The 24,393-nt window shown below is 74.3% G+C and carries 24 protein-coding genes; 11 read left to right on the top strand and 13 right to left on the bottom strand.

The window, feature by feature from the left end:
• Positions 1-54: 54 nt before the first annotated feature.
• Genes ACLQ2W_RS20700 through ACLQ2W_RS20670 form a run of 7 tightly spaced genes read right to left on the bottom strand, consistent with a single transcriptional unit; the run spans position 55 to position 7,095 of the window.
• Entirely contained in the window at positions 55-1,623 is a 1,569-nt protein-coding gene (locus ACLQ2W_RS20700) for an asparagine synthetase B family protein (RefSeq protein WP_425787820.1), read from the bottom strand.
• The gene (locus ACLQ2W_RS20695) at positions 1,611-2,552 is read right to left on the bottom strand and encodes a hypothetical protein (protein ID WP_425787819.1); all 942 of its coding nucleotides are present in this window, start codon (positions 2,550-2,552) and stop codon (positions 1,611-1,613) included. The genes ACLQ2W_RS20700 and ACLQ2W_RS20695 overlap by 13 nt, the downstream gene beginning before the upstream one ends.
• A complete protein-coding gene (locus ACLQ2W_RS20690) occupies positions 2,549-3,499 on the bottom strand; it encodes an NAD-dependent epimerase/dehydratase family protein (RefSeq protein WP_425787818.1) in 951 nt (316 codons plus the stop codon). The genes ACLQ2W_RS20695 and ACLQ2W_RS20690 overlap by 4 nt, the downstream gene beginning before the upstream one ends.
• Positions 3,499-4,449, bottom strand: coding sequence for an ornithine cyclodeaminase family protein (locus ACLQ2W_RS20685; protein WP_425787817.1), 951 nt, complete (start codon positions 4,447-4,449; stop codon positions 3,499-3,501). The genes ACLQ2W_RS20690 and ACLQ2W_RS20685 overlap by 1 nt, the downstream gene beginning before the upstream one ends.
• Positions 4,446-4,958, bottom strand: coding sequence for a MaoC family dehydratase (locus ACLQ2W_RS20680; RefSeq protein ID WP_405090465.1), 513 nt, complete (start codon positions 4,956-4,958; stop codon positions 4,446-4,448). Before ACLQ2W_RS20680 ends, ACLQ2W_RS20685 begins: the two co-directional genes overlap by 4 nt.
• Positions 4,955-5,821, bottom strand: coding sequence for an HpcH/HpaI aldolase/citrate lyase family protein (locus ACLQ2W_RS20675; protein WP_405090466.1), 867 nt, complete (start codon positions 5,819-5,821; stop codon positions 4,955-4,957). The genes ACLQ2W_RS20680 and ACLQ2W_RS20675 overlap by 4 nt, the downstream gene beginning before the upstream one ends.
• The gene (locus tag ACLQ2W_RS20670; RefSeq protein ID WP_425787884.1) at positions 5,818-7,095 is read right to left on the bottom strand and encodes an aminotransferase class I/II-fold pyridoxal phosphate-dependent enzyme; all 1,278 of its coding nucleotides are present in this window, start codon (positions 7,093-7,095) and stop codon (positions 5,818-5,820) included. Before ACLQ2W_RS20670 ends, ACLQ2W_RS20675 begins: the two co-directional genes overlap by 4 nt.
• A gap of 243 nt (positions 7,096-7,338) precedes the next feature.
• On the opposite strand from ACLQ2W_RS20670, the gene ACLQ2W_RS20665 reads away from it, so the two are divergent.
• The 4 genes from ACLQ2W_RS20665 (at position 7,339) to ACLQ2W_RS20650 (ending at position 12,428) form a co-directional block, all read left to right on the top strand.
• Positions 7,339-7,926, top strand: coding sequence for an NUDIX hydrolase (locus ACLQ2W_RS20665; RefSeq protein ID WP_425787816.1), 588 nt, complete (start codon positions 7,339-7,341; stop codon positions 7,924-7,926).
• A gap of 72 nt (positions 7,927-7,998) precedes the next feature.
• Positions 7,999-9,840 (top strand): PP2C family protein-serine/threonine phosphatase, encoded by a 1,842-nt coding sequence (locus ACLQ2W_RS20660; RefSeq protein ID WP_425787815.1) that lies wholly within the window; start codon positions 7,999-8,001, stop codon positions 9,838-9,840.
• A gap of 70 nt (positions 9,841-9,910) precedes the next feature.
• Positions 9,911-10,777 carry an aldo/keto reductase gene (locus tag ACLQ2W_RS20655; protein ID WP_425787814.1) on the top strand — a complete coding sequence of 289 codons (867 nt, stop codon included), beginning with the start codon at positions 9,911-9,913 and terminating at the stop codon, positions 10,775-10,777.
• Positions 10,778-10,847: 70 nt separating this feature from the next.
• Positions 10,848-12,428 (top strand): GMC family oxidoreductase, encoded by a 1,581-nt coding sequence (locus tag ACLQ2W_RS20650; RefSeq protein ID WP_425787813.1) that lies wholly within the window; start codon positions 10,848-10,850, stop codon positions 12,426-12,428.
• 43 nt (positions 12,429-12,471) lie between these two features.
• Here ACLQ2W_RS20650 and ACLQ2W_RS20645 read toward each other — a convergent pair whose 3' ends face one another.
• Entirely contained in the window at positions 12,472-13,293 is an 822-nt protein-coding gene (locus tag ACLQ2W_RS20645; RefSeq protein WP_425787812.1) for a lipase family alpha/beta hydrolase, read from the bottom strand.
• Between the two features lie 215 nt (positions 13,294-13,508).
• On the opposite strand from ACLQ2W_RS20645, the gene ACLQ2W_RS20640 reads away from it, so the two are divergent.
• A complete protein-coding gene (locus tag ACLQ2W_RS20640; protein ID WP_425787811.1) occupies positions 13,509-14,867 on the top strand; it encodes a pentapeptide repeat-containing protein in 1,359 nt (452 codons plus the stop codon).
• 16 nt (positions 14,868-14,883) lie between these two features.
• Here the strand turns inward: ACLQ2W_RS20640 and ACLQ2W_RS20635 are convergent, their stop codons facing one another.
• The 3 genes from ACLQ2W_RS20635 to ACLQ2W_RS20625 form a co-directional block, all read right to left on the bottom strand.
• The gene (locus ACLQ2W_RS20635; RefSeq protein WP_107157547.1) at positions 14,884-15,147 is read right to left on the bottom strand and encodes a DUF6244 family protein; all 264 of its coding nucleotides are present in this window, start codon (positions 15,145-15,147) and stop codon (positions 14,884-14,886) included.
• A gap of 190 nt (positions 15,148-15,337) precedes the next feature.
• Positions 15,338-15,997 (bottom strand): hypothetical protein, encoded by a 660-nt coding sequence (locus tag ACLQ2W_RS20630; protein ID WP_425787810.1) that lies wholly within the window; start codon positions 15,995-15,997, stop codon positions 15,338-15,340.
• Positions 15,994-18,513: an FtsK/SpoIIIE domain-containing protein gene (locus ACLQ2W_RS20625; protein WP_425787809.1), complete on the bottom strand. Its 2,520-nt coding sequence runs from the start codon at positions 18,511-18,513 to the stop codon at positions 15,994-15,996. Before ACLQ2W_RS20625 ends, ACLQ2W_RS20630 begins: the two co-directional genes overlap by 4 nt.
• A gap of 185 nt (positions 18,514-18,698) precedes the next feature.
• On the opposite strand from ACLQ2W_RS20625, the gene ACLQ2W_RS20620 reads away from it, so the two are divergent.
• Complete coding sequence (locus ACLQ2W_RS20620; protein ID WP_425787808.1) at positions 18,699-20,111, top strand: alkaline phosphatase PhoX; 1,413 nt, start codon at positions 18,699-18,701, stop codon at positions 20,109-20,111.
• Between the two features lie 112 nt (positions 20,112-20,223).
• Complete coding sequence (locus tag ACLQ2W_RS20615; protein ID WP_425787807.1) at positions 20,224-21,246, top strand: endonuclease domain-containing protein; 1,023 nt, start codon at positions 20,224-20,226, stop codon at positions 21,244-21,246.
• A gap of 43 nt (positions 21,247-21,289) precedes the next feature.
• On the opposite strand, the gene ACLQ2W_RS20610 is transcribed toward ACLQ2W_RS20615, so the two are convergent.
• On the bottom strand, positions 21,290-22,015 hold the full coding sequence (locus ACLQ2W_RS20610) for an SDR family oxidoreductase (protein ID WP_425787806.1): 726 nt from the start codon (positions 22,013-22,015) through the stop codon (positions 21,290-21,292).
• A 95-nt stretch (positions 22,016-22,110) separates the two neighbouring features.
• Here ACLQ2W_RS20610 and ACLQ2W_RS20605 point away from each other — a divergent pair, with 95 nt between their 5' ends.
• Positions 22,111-23,004, top strand: a complete 894-nt coding sequence (locus tag ACLQ2W_RS20605) for a LysR family transcriptional regulator (protein WP_425787883.1) — start codon at positions 22,111-22,113, stop codon at positions 23,002-23,004.
• 224 nt (positions 23,005-23,228) lie between these two features.
• On the opposite strand, the gene ACLQ2W_RS20600 is transcribed toward ACLQ2W_RS20605, so the two are convergent.
• Positions 23,229-23,459 carry a winged helix-turn-helix domain-containing protein gene (locus ACLQ2W_RS20600; RefSeq protein ID WP_425787805.1) on the bottom strand — a complete coding sequence of 77 codons (231 nt, stop codon included), beginning with the start codon at positions 23,457-23,459 and terminating at the stop codon, positions 23,229-23,231.
• 235 nt (positions 23,460-23,694) lie between these two features.
• Here ACLQ2W_RS20600 and ACLQ2W_RS20595 point away from each other — a divergent pair, with 235 nt between their 5' ends.
• From ACLQ2W_RS20595 to ACLQ2W_RS20585, 3 genes are read left to right on the top strand one after another with little or no spacing between them, the layout of a single operon-like run.
• Entirely contained in the window at positions 23,695-23,844 is a 150-nt protein-coding gene (locus tag ACLQ2W_RS20595) for a hypothetical protein (RefSeq protein ID WP_425787804.1), read from the top strand.
• Positions 23,841-24,113, top strand: a complete 273-nt coding sequence (locus ACLQ2W_RS20590; protein WP_425787803.1) for a hypothetical protein — start codon at positions 23,841-23,843, stop codon at positions 24,111-24,113. The genes ACLQ2W_RS20595 and ACLQ2W_RS20590 overlap by 4 nt, the downstream gene beginning before the upstream one ends.
• Positions 24,110-24,382 (top strand): hypothetical protein, encoded by a 273-nt coding sequence (locus ACLQ2W_RS20585; RefSeq protein ID WP_425787802.1) that lies wholly within the window; start codon positions 24,110-24,112, stop codon positions 24,380-24,382. Before ACLQ2W_RS20590 ends, ACLQ2W_RS20585 begins: the two co-directional genes overlap by 4 nt.
• The last annotated feature ends 11 nt before the right edge of the window (positions 24,383-24,393 follow it).

Below are 24,393 nucleotides of genomic sequence, written 5' to 3'. Positions count from 1 at the left end.
TCACCGACGGCTGGGCGCGCCGTCCGTCCCTTTCGTACCGGGAATTGTAGGTGTTCAATCGACCGCCGGACCGGACGACCCGAGCGCCGCGAGGAAGTCCGCCCGGGTGTAGGCGCCGTGGCGCAGGGTGCGCCGGAGCAGTCCTCGACGGACCAGACCCCGGTAGTCGGCGCTCAGGTCTCCGAAGCGCTCGCTCCAGCGCTGCCACAGGTAGGCGGCGGTGCGCAGGCCGTACCCCTGCATCTCCGGCGCGGCCTGGAGGAAGGCGGCGGCCTCCGGCTGCTCGAACAGCTCGGCCAGGTCCGCGCCGGAGATCCGGCCGGCCGCGAAGCGTCCGACGGCGTGCAGGTACCCGGCGCCGTCGGGGAACGGCATCTTGACCCGGTGCGCCAGGTGGGACGGGAGGAACTCCTCCGCGACCTCCCGGAGCGCGACCTTCTGCCGCACCGGCCGCACCGAACGGTCGATCTTGCGGTCCGGCGGCAGGGCCCGTGCGTGGGCGATCACCGCCGAGTCGAGGTACGGCACCCGCGCCTCGACGTGGTGCGCCATGGCGCAGCGGTCCAGCCGCAGGCACTCCCGCGCGCCCAGGTCCTGCTGCTCGAACCGCATCCACGGCTCGACCATGGCCGGTGGCAGGTCGGCGTAGAAGCCGTAGCCGCCGAACAGCTCGTCCGCGCCCTCGCCGGAGAGCAGCACCTTGACCCCGGCGGCGTGGGCGAGGCGGGCGGTGAGCCAGGTGCCGACGCCGCCGAGCACGGTGAAGACGTCCGGGCTGACCGTGTGCGTGACGACGGCGTCGAGCAGGTCGGGGATCTCCGTCTCGTCGAAGATCACCTCATGGTGGTCGGCGCCCAGGTGTTCCGCCACCTCCCGCGCCGCGTCGAGGTCGGGGCTGCCCTCGATGCCGGCGGTGAAGGTGCTGACCCGGCCGGCCTCCCGGGCGGCGATCGCGGTCAGCAGCGAGCTGTCCAGGCCGCCGCTGAGCATGCAGCCCCACCGCACCTCGGTCGGGATCTGGTCCCGTACGGCGGTCACCACCAGGTCCCGCAGCGTCCCCTCGCGCGGGCGGGGTTCGATGGCGACGACCTCCCCGCGCGAGGACCACACGGTCCCCGGGGCCACCCGGCAGGCGAACGGTCGCAGCTCGGCCGGAATGGTCTCCGGGGTGCTGCTGACGAACGTGGACCCGCCCCCGCGCGCCACGTACAGCGGTTTGATCCCGATGCCGTCCACCGCCACCACCAGGACGTCCTGCTCCACGTCGTAGAGGCAGACCGCGTACATGCCCTCCAGGTGGTCGGCGAAGCGCAGCCCGTACTTCTCGTAGAGGACGCCCACGACGTGGCCGTCGTTGCCCGACGGTGGCCGCACGCCCAGCTCGTCGAGGACCCGGCGATGGTTGTAGACGGCGCCGTTGAACGCCACCCAGGCCCGCCCGCCGGGCGAGCGCAGCGGCTGGTCCCCGTGCGCGACGTCGGTGATGGCGAGCCGGACCACCCCGAGGGTGAACCGCGGGTCGTCGAGCACGGCCGTCGCGTCCGGGCCGCGGTGGCGCATGCCGGCCAGGGCCGCCTCCACGGCGGCCCGGTCGGCGGGGAAGGCGGCAGCTATCCCGCACATGGGACCGTTCCCTCTCTCGTCTCCTCCGACCGGCGCCCCGACCCGCCGGTGATGGTCACGCCGGCCGCCGGCCGGCCGAGGTCGGCGACGAGGTGTCGCCGGCGGTGCAGGTAGTCGAGGTACCCGTCCAGGGCCGGCCCCTCGAAGGTCGGGACGACCACCAGCCGGGGCGGCGTGGGCCGGTGGACCAGGTGCCGCCGCAGCTTCGCCGCGACGGCCGCCTCCAGGGCGGCCAGTTCGTCGTCCCCCGGATCCCGCTCCGGCACGCGCAGGAAGAGCACGTCGTAGAGGAGGCCGAAGCGGAGGCTGCCGGTCAGGCAGTCCTGGAGCGACCGCGTCTTCGGCTCCACGAACCCGCCCGGCAGCTCGGAGAGGAGCGCGGTGGTCACCCGGGCGTTGGCCGACGTGCCCAGCATGGACAGCGCCGGCAGCGCGTACGTGGTCAGCTCCTGGTCGAAGACCGTGCCACCGAGCTCCACGAACAGGTGGTCCGGACGACCCGCGTCGACCCAGGCCCGGTGCAGGGTGAGCAGGAAGAACCGGCTCAGGTGCGGTACGAAGCTGAGATGTTCCCAGTCGGTGCCGCCGAACTCGCGCAGGAACGAGAGCAGGACGTCGCCGCCGAGGATCTGGTTCGGCCAGCCCATCACGGTGCCCGGCAGGAACCGCCGGTAGGTGGCCAGGTCGTCGTTCGGCGAGGGATGGTTGCCGCGCTCGTTGGTGTTGAGGATGCCGTCGAACTTGACCACCGTCGCCGGGCCGGGGGCGAGCGCGGCCAGCCGCGCCACCAGCTGACCCTTGCCGATGTCCGAACGTGGGTGCCCCAGCAGGACGAACACCTGGCAGCCGGCGAAGTCGACGTGCCGGAACGCCTCGTCCAGGCGGTCGGTGACCGGGGTCGGTTCGCTCAACGGCCAGGTGCCGGTCATCGGTCGGTTCCTTCCTGGACGGTCCGGGTGTGCGTGTCGACCCAGCCGAGCGCGCGGGCCCGGGTCACGTCGTACCGCAGGTCGCGGGTGGCGCGGCGGATCCCGTAGCGGAGGTTGGGCCACCGGGCGGGCCGGCCCCGGGCCCGGGCGGCGGACCAGGTCAGCAGGCCCAGCGCCGCGTAGGCCGACCGCGGCACGGGCAGCACCCGCAGGCCGGGCGCGTGCCGGCGGCACCAGGCGCGGGCGAACGGCAGCGCCGGCGCCGGTCGGACCGGCGCGGCGTGGTACACCGCCGGGCGACCGTCCTCCACCGCCCGCCGGACCAGGTCGGCGACGTCCGCCGTGTGGACGAACGGCAGATGGTTGCGGCCGGCGCCGACCAGCAGGCCGACCCGACCGACGGTACGGACGACCGGCGGGGTGCGGTCGTCGAAGAGGATCCCCGGGCGCACCACGACCAGGTTCACGCCGAGCCGTTCCGACGACTCGCGCAGCCGGCGCTCCAGTTCGATCTTCATCGCCGGGTACGGGTCCAGCACCTCGGCGACGTCGGCCGGTGACCGCGTCTCGGGCAGCGGATCCGTGCCGACGCCCGGGTCCAGCCCGTACACCATCACGCTGGACACCTGCACGAAGGTCCGGACCCCGTTCGCGTGTCCGTGCTCCATCAGCCGCAGCGCGGCGTCCAGGTTGTCCCGCCGGTAGTCGGCCGGCGGGTGCGCGGCGAACCGGAAGGCGCAGTGCACCACCGCGTCGACGTCCCGGGTGAGGTCCGCCGCCGTCGCCGGGTCCGCCGGCGTGCCCTGCCGCACCTCGATCCGCCGGCCCGGGACCGGCGTCACCGGACGCCGGTGCTTCAGGGCGCGGACGTCGTGCCCGGCGTCGGCCAGGGCCGCGACGCAGGCCCCGCCCAGCCGGCCCGCGGCGCCGGTCACCAGGACGCGCATCAGCCGACCGCCGCGCGGTCGCGGGCGAGGCGCAGCACGTGCCCGGCGGTCACCAGGTCGGCCCACGGGTCGCCGGTCGAGCTGAAGACGGTGGTGCGGGACGCCAGGTCGGCCGGGACGTCGGCGAGCAGCGTGCCGAGATCCGTCGCGTCCCGGTGCGCCGGGCCCGCCTCGGCCAGGGCCAGGTCGAGATCCTCCACCAGGACCAGGTGCTCCCGCAGCAGGTCGGCGGCGACCTCCCGGCGGTCCGCCGCGTGCGCGCCCATGCAGTTGACGTGCACCGGCCCGGCCGGCAGCCGGGTGACCAGCGGCTCGGCCGAGCCGGTCGCGGTGCAGATCACGTCGCGCCCGACGAGCACGTCGTCCGGCCCGTCGACGACCTCGACCGGGCACCCCGGGCCGACCAGGCCGACCGCCCACCTGGCGAACGCCTCGGCGTTCGCCGCGCGGCGGCTGGCGACCCGGACCGACGCGATCGGCCGTACCGCGCGCATCCCCCGCAGTTGCTGCCGGGCCAGCACCCCGCTGCCGATCAGGCCGACGTGCAGCGGCCGGGACGGGGTGCAGACGTCGGTCACCAGCGCGGTGACCGCGGCGCACCGCAGGTCGGTCACGGCCGCGCCGTCCAGCACCGCCAGCGGTCGCCCGGTCCGGGTCGACATCACCACCGAGAGCGCGTGGATCGCGGGCTCCCCCGCCGGCCGGTCCGGCACCAGCGCGGCCAGCTTCGTGACGAAGAGACCGTCCCGGGCACTGACCGAGGGCATGACGCCGAACATCGCCGGCGGGTCCGTGGTGGTCACGGTGGTCCGCAGCGGCGTACGGGCGGCGGCGCGCCGACCCTCGGCGTACCCCTGGCGCAACTCCTCGACCAGCGCGGGCAGGTCGGCCGCGTCGGTGACCGCGTCGCGGTCGAGCACCAACGGGACGAGACCGGTCTCCCCGCTCACGCCGCGCCGCTCCCGTCGGCGCACGGGATCAGCGCGCTGCGGGTGAAGGTCATGACCGGGGTGCCGTCGGACTTGAGCCCGCGGGTCCGGAACGTCACGACACCGGTGCCGGGGCGGGACCGGGAGAGGCGCTTGGCCACCACCTCGGACTCGGCGGTGAGGGTGTCGCCGACGAAGACCGGCGTGGTCAGGCGGATCTCCTCCCAGCCGAGGTTGGCCACCGCCCGCGCGCTGGTGCCGTTGGTGCTCATCCCACCGACGATGGCGAGCGTCACCAGGCTCGACACGACGGGACGGCCGAACTCGGTCTGCTCGGCGTAGGCGGCGTCGATGTGCAGGGGGTGGGCGTTGAGGCTGAGCAGCGACATCCAGATGTTGTCGGCGTCGGTGACGGTCCGGCCGGGTCGGTGCTCGATGACGTCACCGACGTCGAACTCGTCGTAGTAGAGGCCCCGGGACTCGCGGTACCGCCCCGGCGAGACCTCGGTGAAGGCGCGCGGCGGCCTCACCGCGACCGCCCCGCCCGCGCGAGCGTGCTCTCGGCCTGCCGCAGGAAGGGCGGCCCGAGCATCCGGCCGTCCATGGTGATGATGCTCGCGCCGGTGCGGCGGAACTCCCCCACGATCCGGTCGGCCCGATGGACGTCGGCCGCGCTGGGCGTGAACACCTCGTTGATGGCGTCGACCTGGCCGGGGTGCACGGCCACCTTGCCGGTGTAGCCGAGGCCGGCGGCGCGACGGGCGTCGGACTCGAGCGCGGCGGCGTCGTCGAGGTCGAAGGTCGGCCCGTCCACCGCCTCGATCCCCGCCGAGCGCGCGGCCAGCGCGACCCGGGACCGGGCCATCAACAGGGGCTCCCACTCCATGGCGGTGCCGGTGTCGGCGCAGAAGTCGGCCGCGCCGAAGGTCAACGCCACGAGGCGGGGACGGGACCGGGCGACGGCCATCGCGTTCTCCAGCCCGGACGCGGTCTCCAGGATCGCCCAGAGCACGGTGTCGATCCCCGCGCCGGCCAGAACCTCGTCGACGAGTTCGACGTCGTGCGGCGACTCCACCTTCGGAAGCACGATCATGTCCGGGGCGGTCCGGGCGTCGAGCACCATGTGCAGGTCGCGCACGCCCTCGGGGGATCGGACCGGGTTGACCCGCAGGCTGTATCCGTCCGGCACCTCGGCCGGGTCGAGCAGGGCCACCGCCTGCCGCGCGCCGTGCTTGGCCTCCGCCGGCACGGAGTCCTCCAGGTCGAGCAGGTTGATGTCGGCGGCTCCAGAGGCGCTGCCGAGGAACCGTTCCATCCGGGTGGCCGGCGTGACGAGCAGGCAACGACAGATCCCGCGGGACCGGCTGCGGGGCACGCCCTCGACGAGGGTCATCTCGGGTCCCCGGCAGCCACGGCGCCGTCCGCCCCCACCAGGTGGGGCACCACCCAGTCGACGAGCAGGTCGACGAAGCGGCGCAGGTCGTCCTCGCCGAGGTTGGCCCGGATCATGACGCGGAGTCCCTCGCGGCCCCGGGAGGTCACCGGGAAGTAGACCGGCGCGCAGTAGAAACCCTCGTCCAGCAGCCTGCGGGACAGGTCCACGGCCAGGTCGCGGTCGCCCACCGGGAGCGCCCGCACCGGCAGGATGCTGCCGGCGGACTCGCTGGGCACCCGTGAGTCGAAGTAGTCGAGGTTGGCGCGCAGCCGGGTCTGCAGGACGTTCAGCTCCGGGCCGGCGTGCAGCCGGGCGGCGGCCAGGACGCTGCCCATGTTGGCGACGCTCGGGGACTGCGACCAACACATCGGCCCGGCGAACGTGTTGACCAGGGCGGGGTCGACGGAGTCCGGGAGCATCACCACGCCGCCGGAACACCCGAAGCCCTTCTCCAGCGATCCGGTGATGAGGGTCAGGTCGTTGAGCCGGTCCACCGCCGACCGGATGTAGCCCTCTCCCCGGTCACCCATGACGGAAATGGCGTGCGAATCGTCCATCCACAGGAAAAGGCCGTACCGGTCCTGGAGCTGCAACAGGCCGTCGAGATCCGCCAGGCCGCCCATGGAATAGGCGCCGTCGGCGACGTAGGCCACCCGCCCGTACTTCTTGCACGCGGCCTCGACGAAGTCGATGTCGTTGTGCGGGGCCACCAGCACGGGCGCCTCGTCGGCGCAGATCGGCTTCACGTAGTCCATGCAGAAATGGCTGCGCTTGTCGAACACGGTGACCCGGGGACGGCCGTCGATGAGATGCCCCGAGGACACCAACGGGAGCAGTCCGGCGGTCGCCACGCTGCACGAGATCGCCAGCAGACACTGCGCCCGCCAGATCTCGGAGAGCTGGTCCTGGGCCTGCCGCAGCACCGACGGCCGCATCCGGGTGGGCGTGATGCCGAGGCCGACGCAACCCTGGTCGGTCAGGGCGTCGATCGCCCCCTGCACCACCGCGGGGTGCGTGTTCAGCCCGAGGTAGGAGTAGGAGCTGAGGTTGAGGAACGAGCGGCCCGTCTCCGGGTCGTGCAGGGTGCCGTCGGGCCGGCAGTCGAGGTGCAGGTTGATCAGGCCCCCGCTCTCCGCCTCGCGCCAGTTGCCCTGCGACAGACGCATCATCTTCGCGGTGTCGCGAAAACGGTGGGGACCTTCGGGAACGGCCGCGCCGGAATCGTCCGGCACCGTTTTCGCGGCAGTCTCCGCGACCGATGGACCGCTCATGCTCCCACTCCTTCAGGGGTAGTCGCGCACGAATATAGGGGTCGCGACGCACGCGATAAGGGTCGGCTATAGGGGTGCGAATTCAACACGTGCCGTCGCCGCCATGGGAGGCACTCGGGATGCAATTATCATAAAGCCGGTGCCAGCGTATACCGAATTGAATCGCACGCAAGCATTGACTTGCGACAGTGGATCGGATAAGAGATGACGAATCACCGGGGTGACCCGCCGCCGGTCGCCGGCCCGCCGCGCCGCTGCGACAACACGAGCGTCGGCGTGCTGATCGCCGATCCGGCCGGGCGGCTGTTGCTGCTGCGCCGGGCCACCCCGCCGGTGGGCATCGCCCCGGTCGCCGGTCACGTGGACGACCACGGCACCCCGGCCGACGCGGCCCGCCAGGAGGTCGCCGAAGAGGTGGGCCTGACCGTCCGGACGCTTGACCTCGTGGCGGAGGGTTGGCTGCCCAACGCCTGCCGCCGGCCGGCCGGCCCGCGGGGCACGGGCCACCACTGGTTCCTCTACCGGGCGGTGGTCGCCGGAACCCTCCGGCCGGATCCGGCGGCGGCCCGCGAGGTCCGGTGGCACACCCCGGACGAGGTCCAGGGCCTCGTCCGGCGCACGGTGGCGTACGCGAGCGGACGCCTCACCGCGGAACTGTTCGCCGACGCGCCGGGCATCGAGCCGGTGTGGGTGCGGTTCCTCCACGACCTGGCGCTGGCGGACACGCCGGCCGGGGATCTCGCCGCGGTGGACGCGCTCGCCCGTGGACAGGGCCCCGACCGGACGGCGTGACGATCGCCGCCAGGGCGGGCCGCTGGTACGTTTCGGGTACTGCCGACGTCCACGCCCGAGCGGAGGTCCCGGGTGAGCAGCACCGGACCCGACGACGCCCGGTGGCCGGACGTCCTCGACACCACCGGCGGGGACGCGGGCAGGGCGATCACGGAGCGCGACGGGACGGAGACCCCGCGATCGGCCGACCCCGCCGAACCGGCCGCCGCCCGCGCCGAACTCGACGCCGCCCGCGCCGAACTGGCGGCCGCCCGCGCCGAGCTGCGGCTGTTCCGCGTCCGGTCGGAGCAGGCGCTGCGGCGGGCCGAGGCGCTCGCCCGGCTGGCCGGCGCGCTCAGCTCGGCCCGGGGCCGGGACGCCATCGTCGAGGTGGTGACCACGGTGGCCCCGGCCGTGGTGGACGCCACCACGCTGCGGGTGGCGATCGCCCTGCCCGGCCGAACCATGCTCGACGTGGCCGGCGCCGGCGCGTCGCCCGAGCGGCTGCCGGTCGACGCCGACGTCCCGCTGGCCCGGGCGGTACGCGAGAACGCGGCGCTGCCGCTGGGCGACGGCCGGGCCACCGGCGTCTGCCTGCCGTTGCGGGACGGCGACGGCGGTGCGCTCGGCGTGCTGGAGGTGCGCTGGGCCGACCCGGTCGCCGACGACGAGGCGCTGCACAGTCTCCTCGACGCGGTGGCCGCGCTGTGCAGTCAGGCGCTGCAACGGGCCGAGCTGACCGGGTCGGCGCAGGCGATGGCCGGGTTCGCGGCCCGGTTGAGCATGACCCGGTCCACCACCGAGGCGATCGCGGTGATCCTGGACGCCGCCACCACCGCGTTCGGCGCGGAGCTGCCCGGCCTGGCCATGCGGGACGAGGGCCGCCGGGTCCGGCTCTGGTACCACGACGATGTGCCGGGCGAGCTGGCCGCCACGTTCCGCGACCTGACCGTCGACGACCCGCGCCCGATCGTCCGCGCGCTGCGCCACGGGGAACGCATCGTGCTGCGCGACCGCGCCGACTTCGCCTCCCGGTTCCCCGGCCTGCCCGATGCGGTCGGCCGGCACGGCATGGTGACCACCGTGGCGCTGCCGCTGTTCGGCGCCGAGCGCCGCCCGATCGCCGCGCTGGGCTTCGGCTGGCGGCGGGAGCGCCCGCTGCGGGACAGCGACCTGGCGCTGCTGGACACCGTCGCCGACCTGTGCGAGCAGACGCTGGAACGGGTCCGGTTGGCCGCCGCCGAGCACAACCTGGTGACCCGGCTGGCCGGCCGGCTGCGCAGTTCCTCGCTGACCACGCCGAGGTGCCTGGAGGTGGCCACCCGCTACCGGCCGGCGATGAGCGGCCTGCACCTCGGCGGCGACTGGTACGACCTGGTCCGGCAGGACGGCGACCGGCTGGCCGTGGTGGTCGGTGACGTGGTCGGGCACCAGGTCGAGGCCGCCGCCGACATGGCCCAGTTGCGTACCGTGCTGAACACGCTGATCCGGATGGGCGTGCCGCTGGAGGAGGTGTTCCTCCGGCTCACCGAGCTGCTCGGCGTCGGGTTCCTGGGCACCTGCCTGGTCGTGGTGGTCGATCCGGCGGCCCGCGTGGCGCACGTGGCCCGGGCCGGGCACCCGCACCCGGTGGTGCTGCCGGCCGGGCGACCGCCGCGCACCGTGCAGACCGCCAACGCGATGCCGCTGGGCATGGTCGACCGGCCGATGACGATCACCACTGTCGCGTTCCGTCCCGGGGACGTGCTGGTCGCGTACACCGACGGGCTGGTGGAGCGGCGCGGCCGGCCGTACGACGAGGGCGTCGCGGCGCTGCACCGGTCGCTGACCGCGGTGCGGGACGAGCCGGTCGAGGCGATCGCGGACGCGCTCCTGCACGACCTGGCCGGCTCGGAGGACGACCAGGCGCTGGTGGTGTTGCGACACCTCGGCTGAGCAGGCTTCGGCGGCCCGGTTCGGGGAATGATCCTCCGGTCGGCGGACCACTCATCTCAGGAGGACCATGATGGCCACCAGCAACCAGCCCGCCAAGGCGTCGGGCAGCTACCGGATCGGCGGTGACCTGCGGGTCGACCGTCTCGGCTACGGGGCGATGCAGCTCACCGGCCCGGGCGTCTGGGGCGACCCGAAGGACCCGGCGGAGGCGGTGCGGGTGCTGCGCCGCGCGTACGAGCTGGGGGTGACGTTCATCGACACCGCCGACTCGTACGGGCCGTTCGTGAGCGAGCTGCTGATCCGGGAGGCGCTGCACCCGTACGCCGACGACCTGGTGATCGCCACCAAGGCCGGGCTGACCCGTTCCGGCCCGGGCGACTGGCGGCCGGTGGGGCGCCCGGAGTACCTGCGCCAGCAGTGCGAGCTGAGCCTGCGCCACCTGGGCCTGGAGGCGATCCCGCTCTACCAGCTGCACCGGATCGACGCGCAGGTGCCACTCGCCGACCAGCTCGGTGAGCTGGCGCTGCTCAAGCAGGAGGGCAAGATCCGGCACATCGGGCTCTCCGAGGTGACGGTGGAGCAGATCGAGGCGGCGCGGGCGATCACCCCGATCGTGTCCGTGCAGAACCTCTACAACCTGGCCGACCGCAGCGCCGAGGACGTGCTGACCCACTGCGAGCGCAACGACCTGGCGTTCATCCCCTGGTTCCCGATCGCCACCGGCAACCTGGCCCGGCCGGGCGGTCCGCTGGACGCGATCTCGACCGGGCACGGCGCCAGCCCCGCGCAGCTCGCCCTGGCGTGGCTGTTGCGCCGGTCGCCGGTGATGCTGCCGATTCCGGGTACGTCGTCGGTGGCGCACCTGGAGGAGAACATCGCGGCGGCCGAGGTTGAGCTGACCGACGACGAGTACGAGGCGCTGGCGAAGGCGGCCTGAAACCCGACACTTGCCAACGGTGATCGAGAAACTACTGTCAGAAGGATTCTCGCGAGTGGGGGTCCTGTCAGTGGTGGAATTCGATTACGTCGTGGTCGGCGCCGGCGCGGCCGGGTGTGTGCTGGCCGACCGGCTGACCGAGGACCCGGGCACCCGGGTGCTGCTGGTCGAGGCGGGCGGCTGGGACCGTAGCCCGTTCGTGCGGGTGCCGAAGGCGTTCTCCCGGCTGATGGACGACCCGCGTACCGCCTGGCACTACCCGGCGGCGACCGGGCCGGGCCGGCGCGAGACGTGGCAGCGCGGCCGGATGATCGGCGGCTCGACGTCGGTCAACGGCATGATCTGGAGCCGCGGCGCGCCCCGGGACTGGGACACGCTGGCGCCGCTGGGCTGGGGCTGGTCGACGATGCGGCAGGTGTTCCAGCGGGTGGAGGACCATCCGCTGGGGCCGGCGCCGCACCGGGGCGTCGGCGGGCCGGTGCGGCTCTCCGTCGCCACCGGCACCGACCCGCTCGCCGAGGAGATGGTGGCGACCGGCGTCGAGCTGGGCTGGCGTCGGGTGGACGACCTGGACGCCGACGACGACGAGCGGATCGGCTACCCGACCGCGACCATCCACGCCGGCCGTCGGGTCAGCGCCGCCGACGCGTTCCTGCACCCGGCGCGGCGCCGACCGAACCTGACCGTCGTGGTCGACGCCGTGGTGCTGCGCGTGCTGGTCGAGGGCGGCCGGGCGGTCGGCGTACGGGTGGCGCACCGGGGCCGGGAGGTCGAGCACCGGGCGGCCGGGGCGGTGGTCCTCGCCGCCGGCGCGCTGGCCACCCCGGCGCTGTTGCAGGTCTCCGGCATCGGGCCGGCCGACACGCTGCGCGCGGCCGGCGTGCCGGTGCTGCTCGACCGCCCCCGGGTGGGCGCCGGCCTGCGGGAGCACCGGTCGATCGCGTTGCAGTACCGGCTCGCCGAGCCGGGCGGCTACAACGCCCGGCTGGCGAGCCCGCTCGGGCAGGCCGGCGCCACGCTGCGCTGGCTGCTCACCCGGGGCGGGCCGTTGGCGCTGCCGGTGCTCGACGTCGCGGCGCACGTGAAGTCCCGGCCCGATCTGGACCGGCCGGACGGCCACCTGCTGATGGCGCCGTTCTCGGCCGCCCCGCCCCGCCCCGGCCGGGCGCTGGAGCTGGAGCGGGAGCCGGGCGTGATGTGCCTGGGCACGGTGACCCGGCCGGACAGCGAGGGCAGCCTCACCGTCACCGACGCCGATCCGCGCGTCCCGCCGGCGATCGTGGCGAACTACCTGACCACCGACCAGGACCGACGGACGGCGGTGGACCTGTTCCGCCGGATGCGGGAGTTCTTCGCCACCGGGCCGATCGCCAAGCGGCTCCAGGTCGAGACCGTGCCCGGCCTGACGACGCGGACCGACGAGGAGATCGTCGAGGCGGCGGTGGCGCACGGCTACTGCGGCTATCACGCGGTCGGCACCTGCGCCATGGGCGCGGACGACGATCACGTGGTCGACCCCGAGCTGCGGGTACGCGGCGTCGACGGGCTGCGGGTGGTGGACGCGTCGGTGCTGCCGGCGATGGTGGCGGGCTGGACCAGCGCGCCGGTGACGGCGCTGGCCTGGCGGGCCGCCGACCTGATCCGGGGGTGAGCGCGGTCGGGCCGGGCCCACCCGGGGGCGGGCCCGGGCCGGCTCAGACCGCGAAACAGTTGGGCCGGATCGCGGCGCCGGCCAACGCCTGCCGCACCGCCGTGTAGGTGGTGCCGTCGAGCACCAGACCGAGGTGGCCGACCACCCGTAGCGGGCACCACGCCTGCACCAGCACGTTCGTCGCGCCGTCGGCGAGCACCGCGTTGTCGACCGGCCGCACCAGCTCGTCCTGCCAGGTGCGCAGCGTGGTCCAGCGGACCGGCCCCGGGGTGTCGTCGCCGGCGTTCAGGTCGGCCAGGAAGCTCGACCCGATGGTCATCTGCTGGCAGGCCACGATGCCGGCGCAACTGCCCAGCCCGACGACGGCGAGGATGTTGGCGACGTACGTGCCGTACTGCGGGCTGCCGAGGCTGACGTACTGGTCGACCGCGGCGGCGCCGCCGAGGAACTTCACGTACCAGCGGCTCACCAGCCCGCCCTCGGAGTGGGTGACCAGGTCCACCCGGCTCGCGCCGGTGGCGGCGCGGACCTGGTCCACGTAGGACGACAGGGCCCGGGCGGATTCGCGGATGTCGCCGAAGCCGAGGTTCGGCAGCTGGTAGATGGAGACCCGGTAGCCGTCGGCGCGCAGCCGGGCGGCGATCGGCTCGTACGCGATGGAGACGCCGATCAGGCCGCCGACCACGATCACCGGGTCGGCCGCCGCGGCGGCGGCCCGCTCGGCGGCGGTGACGGTGCTGGCCGGGGCGGCGGGGGCGGTGACCGCGCCCGGCGCGGCGGGTGGCGCGGCGGCGTGGGCGGCGGTGGCCGGGACGAGCAGCGCGGTGGCGGTGACGGTGGCGGCCAGGATCGTTCGGAGCAGCATGGGCTGCACCTCCGATGGGAGGGGCACCCGGCGGGAACCGGGCGGGGCGGGTGGGGTCCGATCGATCGTGGGAACGATGATGCGTGTCTGATTTCACACACGTCAATGAAAAGTTACGCGCCGGTAACCAGTTGTTCCACCTGGCGCACGAACCGGCATTCGGGACGGGGCCGGCGCCCCCCACCGACCGGGGCCGCGATGGCATGCTGGGCGCCGTGTCCACCCCACCACCACCACCGCCGCCGGAGAAGCCGCTGCGGGTGATGCCCTGGTGGTCGGCGCTGCTCGGGCTGTTGCTGGCCGTGCTGCTCGGCTGGCTGGTGCTGGACTGGCTGCTCGCCGAGGCCGACCGGGCCGGTCAACCCGACACCCGGGCCACGCTGCGCGTCGACGCCATCCGCACCGGCCTCACCGTGGTCGCCGGCACCGGCGGCGGGGTGGCGCTGCTGTTCGCCGCCCGTCGACAGTGGATCAGCGAACGCGGCCAGCGGCACCAGGAGTCCGTCGCCGCCCGCGACCAGACGCACCGCGACCGGGTGCAGGCGCACGCCGAAGTGGTCGCCGAGACCGCCGCCCGCCACCAGGACCGGCAGGCCACCGCCGCCGAGCACGACGCCGCCGAACGGCGGCTCACCGAGCTGTACGTCCGGGCCATCGAGCTGATCGGCAGCGACCACCCGGCGGTCCGCCTCGGCGGCCTGCACGCCCTGGAACGGCTCGGTCAGGACAACCCGGCGCAGCGCCCGACAACCGTGGCGGTGATCTGCGCGTACCTGCGGATGCCGGCGCCCGACGACAGGCGCGAGACCGAGGTGCGGCGGACCGCGCAACGGATGCTGACCCGGCACCTGCGCGCGGACCAGGACGGCTGGTGGCCGGGCATCCCGCTGGACCTGACCGGCGCCCGGCTGGACAACTTCGACGCCGCCGGCTGCACGCTCGTGGACCTCGACCTCACCGGCGCGGTCTGCACCGGCACCACCAGCTTCGCCGGCGCGGTCACGCACGGCCGGCTGCGGCTGACCGCCGAGTTCGCCGACGTCGTCCTCGACGACCTCACCGGCGACGCCGAGATCGTCCTCGACGACGCCCGCCTCACCGGTCGGGTGAGCTTCGAGCGGGCCGACCTCGGCGGCGCGCTGTCCTGCCGGGGCGCGAGCCTCGGACCGGTCTCGTTCCGGGACGCCACGGTGCGGCAGCCGATCAGCTTCGACCGGGCCAGGTTCACCGACAGCGCCAGCTTCCGGGAAACGGTCTTCCTCGGCGGGGTGTCCATGGAGCACACCACGTTCGTCGGGTACGCCGGCTTCCACCGGGCGCGCTTCGCCGACATGGCGTTGTTCCGCTGGACCGAGTTCGGCGCGGAGGCCTGGTTCGAGGGCGCCCGCTTCGAGGGCGCGGCCAACTTCGGCCGGGCCGTGTTCCACGGGCGGGCCCGCTTCGAGGGCGCGACACTGGCCCGCCGGGCACTGGTCGACCAGGCCCGCGCCTCGACATCGGTCAGCCACGTCTGGCCGCCCGGCACCGCCGTCACCCGCCGCGACGACGACTGGCTGCTGCTGACCGACCCGTGACGCCCGCCCCGGCCGGTCAGTTCCCCAGCGCCTGGACCTTCGCGATGGTCTCCTGGACGTGCTGGCGGGCCGGCTCGCCGCCCTGCGCGGCCTGGGCGAGCGCCTGCCGGTAGGCGTCGATCACCCCGATCAGCGGCCCCGCCGTCGCGCCTTCGAGCGCGCCGGCCACCAACGCCCGCGCCTCGGCCGCGTCCTGCGCGGCAGCGGCCGTACGGGCCTTCGCCTCGTCCAGCTTCCGGGCCGCCGCCGCCAGCCTGGCAATGACCTCCGCCGCACTCACAAGCCCTCCCCACATCACCCCGCCCAACCCCCCCAACCCTACCGCCCCACCCCCGCCCCACCCACCTCCGCGATCTTGCACTTGCCGCCCCGACAAAAGCCACGAAAGACGCATCACCCGGGCCGAAACTGCAAGATCGCGGGGCGGGGTGGGCGGGGTGGGGGCGGGGTGGGGTGGGGTGGGGTGGGGGTTAGCGGAGGAGGCGGAAGAGGATCAGGTAGAGGCAGAACAGGGACGGGGAGACCAGGGCGCAGATCACGAAGCCCATCGGGACGTACCGGCCGGCCGGGGTCTCGGGGTCGGGCAGCGCGGGGCGGCCCCAGCGGGCCAGCACGACCTGACCGGCCACGAACGACAGCAACGGCACGCCGGCGCAGGACAGCGCCGCGACCAGGTCCATCCCGGACACCGGCAACGGCGAACCGAGCAGCGCGATCAGCATGAACACCGAGCCGACGAGCGCGCACCCGGCGTACACCGCGACCGCCCGGGCCGGCGCGGACCAGGTGGGCAGCAGCACCGGCCGCCGCGCCAACGCCTCCGCCTCCTGCCCGTGCCGGTCCGCCTCGTCGGCCAGCCGCCCGGCCGCCGCCAGCTCCGCCGCCGGGTCGCTTCCCGGCCCGGCGGGCGTACCGGCCGCCGCGTCCGGAACCGACCCCATCGGTACGCCGACCGCCTGCCCGAGCCGGTCCAGGCGCTCCCCCTGCGCGGCCAGCCGTCGCCCGACCTCGTCCACCCCGGACTGGAGGCCACGCCGGCGCTCCGCCTCGGCGGCGATGGCCCGCTCCCCGCCCCGCTGCCGGGTGGACAGCTCCCGGATCAGGGCCGCGTACTCGTCGAATCCACTCATGGGTTGTCGCTCTCGGGGGCGAACGGCACGATCAGGGCGGTCCGGTGCTCGTGCCGGTCGACCAGCAGGGCGCGGCCGTCGCGCGGCTGGTAGGCGAGGTCGTGCACGCCGAGGTGCAGACCGAGGTCGGCGGCCGGCACGTTCAACGCGACCAGCCCGGTCACGTCGTCGCGGTGCCCACTGCCGCCGAGGTCGTCGGCGAGCCGGCGCAGCCCCCGCCACCAGCCGAGCACGTGCACGCCGCGTGCCGGACCGTGCCGCAGCACCGCGCGCAGGTCGTCGTGCCCGGAGCGGAACGTGCCCGGGTCGGTGGCGGCCAGCGTGCCGGCGGCGGCGTCCATCCCGAACACCGTCAGGTAGGTGCGGCCCGGCCCGGACACGTCGCCGGCCAGTTCGGCGAGGAGCGCGCGCAGCGCGTCGGTGTCCAGCCGGCGGACCGGGTGACCGGCGGCGGCCAGCGTCATCGCCAGGTCGTCGGCGAGGTCGGTGGTGCCCGGCGCCAACGGCGCGAACAGGAACCGGGCGGTGCCCGGCGCGTGCTGCCGGGCCAGCGCCAGGACGGCCGAGCGGAGCACCTCCGCGCCGGCCGCGGCGGTGCCCACCACGGCCAGGTGCCGGCCCGGGCTCGCGTCGAGCGCGAAGCCGGCCGGGCTGCCGGCGACGTCCACCACGCGGCCGAGGAGCGCGTACGGCGGGTCGGCGCCGGGTGTCAGCGCCGCCCACGCCGGATCGTCGGCGAGCCGGGGCGTCTCGTGGCCACGGAACACCGCCGGCGGCAGGGCGCCCTCCGGGCGGGCCGCGTGCAGGTCGTGGCGCAGCGCCGCGAGGTCGGCCGCGGCGGCGTGCGCGTCCGGGAAGTCCACCTCGGTGTCCGCACCGGGCGCGCCGGCGGCGGTGTTCACCACGGCGGCGCCGACCGTGAGCCCCCGCGCGGCGTCGTTGCGCGGGTCCAGCACGGCGTCCCCACCGGGCAACGCGATGCGCAGCGGGAACTGACCGAAGATGGCCTCGGCCCGGCCGTACAGGGCCTCGATGCCGGTGGTGCTCTGGCTGGCCAGCACCAGGTGCAGGCCGTACGAGCGGCCCTTGCGGGCCAGCTCCTCGATCAGGTCGACGGCCTGTCGGGCCAGCGCGTCGTTGCCGGCGAACAGCACGTGGAACTCGTCCACGACGGTGACGACGCGGGGCGGGCGGGCGTTGGGCGGCAGGTCGGCGAGGCGGCTGACGCCGTGCCGCTTCAGCAGCTCGGCGCGCAGGGTCAGCTCGGCGCGCAGCTCCCGGAGCACGGCCACGCCGTACTCCCGGTCGGACTCGATGCCGACCGCGCGGGCGTGCGGCAGCCAGGACGGGTCGCGCGGGGTCGGCACGAATTCGGTGAAGCTGACACCCTCCTTGAAGTCGAGCAGCATCAGCCGCAGCTCGGCCGGGGAGTAGCGGGCGGCCAGCCCGTAGAGCACGTCGAGCAGCAGCACCGTCTTGCCGGCACCGGTACGCCCACCGACCAGCCAGTGCGGCGTGGCGTCGTCGAACGCGACGGTCAGCGGCTTCTTCCCGGCGCGGCCGAGCACCGTGCGCAGGCCGGCGCCGGCCGACTCGGTCCACCGCCGCGCCGGGAGCAGGTCGGCGAACGTGACGACCGAGCTGTCGTCGGCGGCCTCGGCGAGCCGGCGGGCCAACGCGGTCACCACCGCGTGCGACGGGTCGTTGTCGAGCACCACCGGCGCGGCCAGCCCGCTGCCGTCGACGCTGAACGGGCGGCCCGGAGGGTCACCGACGAGCGTGTAGCGCTCGGTGACCCGGAGCTGGGTGGTGGCCCCCAGCGGCGGCACGGACACGCCCGGACCGGCCGCTGCGTAGCCGGCCAGCAGCACGCAGACCGCCGCGGCCGGGCCGGCGTGGGTGAGCGCGGCCAGCCGGGCCAGCTCCCGGGCCGGCAGCGTCGACGCGGCGACCACCACGAGCAGCTCCCGGTCCTCCGGGTCGGCCCGCTGGGCGGTACGCGCGTGTCGTTCCGCGGCGTCCAGCAGCGCGGCCGTCTCCACCTCGGTGGTCGCCGCCGCGCCGAGCACCCCGGCGTCGTGCAGCGGGCGCAGCGGCAGGAACGCCGCCCCGAACGCGGCCTGGTCGATGCCGACCACCCGGACCGCGCCGGCCGGGGCGGCGGTGAGCAGCCGGACCACCACGGCGCGCAGCAGCTCGCCGACGCGCGGGTCACGGGCGTCCACGTCGACCGCCAGGTGGGCGCCCGCCCCCACCGGCACCAGCACCGGGAACACGCCGTCGACGGTGGTCGCCTCGCCGAGGCGTACCGGCACGGGGTGGGTCGCGACGCGGGCGGTGCCGGGCACCGCGGCGGCCAGCTCCCCGCCCAGGCGGGCCAGCCGGGCGACCAGCTCGGGGCTGCCGACCGGGGCCGGCCCGGCCGCCCCCAGCAGCCGCCCGGCGGCCGCCCAGTGGCGCCGCGCCGCCCGGTGCCGTTCGACCGCCTGCCGGTACGCCGCCGCGAACCTGTTCACCGTCCGCCCTCCGACGCCGTCTGCGATCGAGGGAACCCTAACGGACGCCCGCCATCGGAGCACGGGGCGCTCGGCACCCGGGATTCGTCCACTGTTCACCCCACCGCCGACGGTCCCGCCGCCCGCCGTTCCCGCGACCCGACTTGCCTGCCAGTGCAACCTCGAGTGCACAGGAAGGCGACGACGTGACCTCCAACTCACCCCTCTCCCGGCGGTCGCTGCTGGGCGGCGCGGCCGGCGGCCTCGGCATCGTGGTGGCCGGCAACCTGGACGCCATCGCCGGGCCGGCGGCGGCCCGCGCCGCGTGCCGGCCCGCGGTCGGCTACGGCGACCTGGTCCCGGAGCCGGCCGGCCTGCTGGCGCTGCCGCCCGGCTTCTCGTACACCGTCGTCGCCCAGGCCGGCGCGACGCTGCTGGAATCGGGGCAGCCGACCCCGAGCGACGCCGACGGCACCGGCTGCTTCCGCGGCCCGCGCGGCTCGGTGCTGGTCAACAACCACGAGATCGGCGGCAGCGAGCCCTACCCGGTGCCGGCGCTGCCCGGCCTCACCTACGACCCGGGCGCACGCGGCGGCACCACCACCATCGAGGTGGACAAGCACGGCCGGCGGCTGCGCGAATACGTCAGCGTGGCCGGCACGCACAACAACTGCGCCGGCGGCATCACGCCGTGGGGCACGTGGCTGACCTGCGAGGAGACCGAGCAGCGGGCCGGCGGTCAGTTCCTCAGGGACCACGGGTACGTCTTCGAGGTCGACCCGCACGACCGGTCCGCCAACACCGACCCGGTGGCGCTGACGTTCCTGGGCCGCTACTCCCACGAGGCGGTGGCGGTCGACCCGTACACCCACTCGATCTACCTGACCGAGGACGCCGGCGGCCCGAACGGGCTCTACTTCCGGTGGACGCCGCCGCCCGGCTTCCGGGCCGGCAAGGGCGCGCTGCGGGCGCTCGCCCAGCGGCCGGACGGCGCCACCGCCGGCACGCTGGAGGCGATGCGCTGCCGGCGCGGCGACGGGCACGTGGCCGACCTGTCCGAGGCCACCACGCCGGGCACCCGCTACCAGGTCGACTGGGTGGAGGTGCCGGACCGGGACGCCCGCACCGTGTCCGTGCGCAAGCAGTTCACCGACGACGAGGTGACCCGCAGCCGCAAGCTGGAGGGCGCCTGGTGGGGCGACGGCGGCGCGTACTTCGTGGCCAGCTACGCCCGCCACGACGACGGCAGCGTCAACGAGCACGACGGCCAGGTCTGGTTCTACGACCCGCGGCGGCAGACCGTCACGCTGAAGACCATCTTCGGCGTGAACCCCGACCCGGAGGCCGACACCGGCAACTACGACGGGCCGGACAACATCACCGTCTCCCCGTACGGCGGGGTGATCCTGGCCGAGGACGGCGAGGGCGTGTCGCACCTGGTCGGCGTCACCGAGCAGGGCAAGGCGTACGCGCTGGCCCGCAACGAGCTGAACGACAGCGAGTTCACCGGGCCGACGTTCAGCGCGGACGGGAAGATCCTGTTCGCCAACATCCAGACCCCCGGCTACGTCTTCGCGATCACCGGCCCGTGGGGCCGGCCGAGCAACGCGCACCGCTGAGGTTGTAGATCTTGGAAGGAATCGGCCCCTCCGGGGGCCCTTTTCTTCCAAGATCTACGAGCGTTGTCCACAGGGGGCGCGCGGCGGGTCCTGGGGGCGGCAGCCTTGGGGGGTGGGGAATTCGTGGGCGGGGATGGGGCGGGCACTGCCGTCGGACGACGCGGACGAGTTGGCCTGGTTGTTGTTCCGTCAGGACGACGTGCTCAGCCTCAATCAGGCACGGGCACATCTCACGCGCAAGGCGATCCGGCACCGGGTGGCCACCGGTCGATGGCGTCAGGCTCACCGTGCTGTTCTCGTCGCGCACAACGGCCCTGTGGGTCCCGCCCAGCGTCGATGGATCGCAGTGCTGGCCGCTGGCCCGTCCGCGCTGCTCGGCGGCATCACCGCCGCCCAGGCAGGCGGGCTGCGTGGGTTTCCGGACCGCGTCGTCCATCTGCTCCTGCCCGCCACCTGCCGTCGCGCTCCGCTGCCGGTCGGGGTACGCGCACACCGGACCATCCACCTGCCCGACGGGGATGTGGTGCGGGTCGGTCAGCCGCCCCGGACGACGGCTGCCCGATCGGTGATCGACGCGGCCCAGTGGGCACCTTCCGACGCGCAGGCCCGGGCGATCGTCGCGGCGGCGTTCCAGCAGCGGCTGGTGGGCGGTGACGACCTGCACGAGGCGCTGGGTCGGATGCCACGGGTCCGCCGCCGGCGACTCCTCCTGTCCACCGCCACGGACGCGGCCGGCGGTGCGCATTCGCTGGGCGAGTTGAACCTGCTCGACCTCGTGCGCCGCGCCGGCCTGCCCGAACCGACCCGCCAGGTGGGCCGGCGCGACCCCGCGGGCCGGCGACGCTACCTCGACGCCTACTTCGACGAGTGGCGGGTGCACGTCGAGGTGGACGGCGGACAGCACCTCGACCCGGCGCACGCCTGGGCGGACATGCGCCGGCAGAACGATCTCTGGGTCGAGGGCGACCGCATCCTGCGGTTCCCCTCCTGGGCCCTGCGCGACGACCCGGAATCGGTGCTCGACCAGTTACGAGCCGCCCTGCGTGCCGCCGGCTGGCCCGGACAAACGACTGGCGACGTTGGCAATCTTGGAAGAAAATGGCCCCCAGAAGGGCCTTCCGCTTCCAAGATCTAGCGTTCTTCCGGGTTACTGCCTTGCCAGGGCCGCCGGTCGATGCCTACCACGGAACGATGCCGTTGTCGTCGAAGAAGCCGCCGCGCGGCCCGTCGTCGGGCAGGGTGGCCAGCCGGAGCGCGATCGCGGCGCCCTGCTCGGGGGTACGCGGCCCGGCGAAGTTGGTGAAGTCGGTGGCCACCCAGCCGGGGCAGGCGGCGTTGACGATGACGTTCGTGTCGGCGAGCCGGCGGGCGTACTGGGTGGTGATGCTGTTGAGCATCGTCTTCGACGGGGCGTATGCCGCCAGGACCGGGCCGGTGGCGAGCGTCAGCGAGCCCATGTTGCTCGACATGTTGACGATGCGCGGTGCGGGCGCCCGGCGCAGCAGCGGCAGCATCGCGTTGGTCACCCGGACCACCCCGAACACGTTCGTGTCGAGGACGGTACGCAGGACGTCCAGGTCCAGCGTCGTCGGGTCCTGCGCGCCCCCGTCGTACCGGCCGGAGATGCCCGCGTTGTTGACCAGCACGTCGAGCCGTCCGGCCGTGCGCTCGACGGTGGCCGCGGCCTCGGCTGCGCTGTCCTCGGAGGTGACGTCGAGCGCCACCCCGAACGCGTCGACCCCGGCGGTACGCAGCCGCCCGACCGCCTCCGCGCGCCGCGCGTCGTCGCGGGCCCCCACCGCGACCGTGAAACCGAGCGCGCCGAGGCCCGCCGCGACGGCGTAGCCGATGCCCTTGTTCGCGCCGGTGACCAGCGCGGTCTTCGTGTCGTTCACCCGACCCATGCTGGCGGGCCGCCGGCCCGACGGCCAAGACCGACAGGGTACGCGGTGATACCCGGCGGGTATCACCGGCGCGTTAGCCTGCATCCGTGGACGATCTGGAGACCCGCGAGCTGCGATACTTCGTCGCGGTCGCCGAGGAGCTGCACTTCGGGCGCGCCGCCGCCCGGCTCGGGATCGCCCAACCACCACTGTCCCGCGCGATCCGGCAACTGGAGCGCCGCCTCGGTGTCCGGCTCCTCGACCGGGACCGGCGCGGCGTGGCCCTCACCGACGCCGGCCGGGTGCTGCTCAGGGAGGCCGGCAAGGTCCTCGACGCGGTGACGGCCGCCGCGAGTCGTACCCGACGGGCCGGGGCCCCGACGCGACCGCTGGTGCTCGTGACGAAGGCCGGGGCCTCGCACGAGCTGCTGCAACGCCTCCTCGACGCGCTCGCGGGCGAGCCCGGCGCACCACCGGTCGAGGTCCTGCTGTGCGAGGTCGGCGAGCAGGCCGGGCTGCTGCGCGCCGGCCGCGCCGAGGTGGCGATCATGCACCGCCCCGTCGACGACCTGGCCGGATTCGACACCGAGGACCTGGTCACCGAAGGGCAGGTAGCGATCCTGCCCGCCGGGCATCCGCTCGCCGCCCGCGACCGGCTCACGCTCGCGGAGGTCCAGCACGTGCCGGACCTGCCGATCGCGCGCTGGCCCCGGCTCGACGGAACCTATCCGGCGGGGCCGGGCCCGGAGGTACGCACCCAGTCGCAGCTCGCCCAACTCGTCGCGCTCGGCCGGACGCTGCTGGTGATCCCGGCCTCCAGCCGCGCCTGGCAGTGGCCACAGCACGTCGCGGTACCCGTCGTCGACGCGCCGCACATCACCACGGTGCTCGCCTGGCCCGCCGGCAGCCGCTCCCGCCCGATCGCCAGCGTCGTCCGCACCGCGGCCAGCCTCCGCGACACCCCGGCCACGCCGATCTTGCACTCACCGCCCCGACAAAGCGGCACATGAGCCGCGTTCCGCCAGCCGAAAGCGCAAGATCGGCGCGCGCTGGAACGTGTCCAGGTCCATGAGACGCTCGCCCGTCCGGCGTTCACGTTTGCACTCCGCGGGGGACATCGCCGAGAGGCGGTATGACACTCGGGCATAAATATGACGCAGAGGCATACCGTCGAGACGCTTTCTATGCCACGTGCCTTACGCAGAGTCACCTGGGGCACTCGACCGGCGAGGCGTCAGGCGGACTCGCCTCGCTCGGAGACGAAGACCCCGAGGCCGTGAACGCCTTCGACGAGCCCCTGCGTCTGGAGCACCAGCACTGCCTGACGCACCACGCCAGCCGACACGCCGTGCTCAGCGCGGAGCTGCGAGGTCGAGGGGAGCTTGTCTCCCGGAGCGAGTTGACCGGACGCGATCTGCTCTCGGATATGGTCCGCGAGCTGCGCCCATTTTGGCTTGGCGGGCATGTCTTCTCCCTGGTCTGCTCCGCCATTCGATCACAGCCAGGTAGTCAGGACAACTACGGACTAGTACATCGTTGACTTGTACAGACTGGTATGACAAAGTTCGAGACGACCTTCTCCTTGGTCTGCAAGCCGGAGTTGGTCCGTTCCCACCGCGTAGAGCGCTCGGCCGGCCGATCCCCCGGACGGCCGAGCGTGCGTACCTGTCCCCGCACGTCGCACCCCGACGGGAGGCCCGATGGGCGAGCGCACCGACGACACGTCCCCCGGCGAACCCTTCCTCTCGGCCCAGGACATCGAGGACGCCGACATCCTCCTCGCGTACCCGCCGCGCCGGGTCGTCCGCTTGGTCAAGGCCGTCGCGACCAGGCCCGACGAGCCACGGTGAGCGCTCGTCCGATTCGGGCGGGAGACCTGCTGCGCCTCGACCGTGCGGCGAGCGTGCAGTTCTGCCGCCCGATCACCGTGCGGGTCATTCGCGAGATCGCCGACCGCTCCACGTTCGACGGTTGGGCGTGGATCGAGGCGTACGAGCTGAACGGCAGGGGCGAGGCGGTCGCCAAGCGGGAGCTGTTCGTGCAGCCGGCGGGGCTGCGCTGGCTGGACGCCAAACCCAGCAGTGGCCCATCCCCCGCCCGGGTGCGGGTGCCGGCATGAGCACCGGGACCCGACCGCATGCACCCGTACGCCCGCTCTGGATCTGCAAGCGCTGCGCCCACCCGTGGCCGTGCGCGGAGGCCCGACTCACCCTGCTGGCCGAGTACGCGGGCGACCGCACCGCCCTCTCCGTCCACCTGTACGGGCAGCTCTACGACGCGGCTGCGGAGCTGCACCGCCTCAACCCGGATGAGGCGCCGAGCCCGCAGGCGCTGTTCGCCCGGTTCGTCGGCTGGGCACCGCTGCGCTCACCGCGCTCGCTCGGGTGACGGGAGCGAGC

This window comes from Micromonospora sp. DT227 (assembly GCF_049841835.1).
GTDB lineage: Bacteria > Actinomycetota > Actinomycetes > Mycobacteriales > Micromonosporaceae > Micromonospora.
This window is presented reverse-complemented; position numbering and strand designations above follow the sequence as displayed.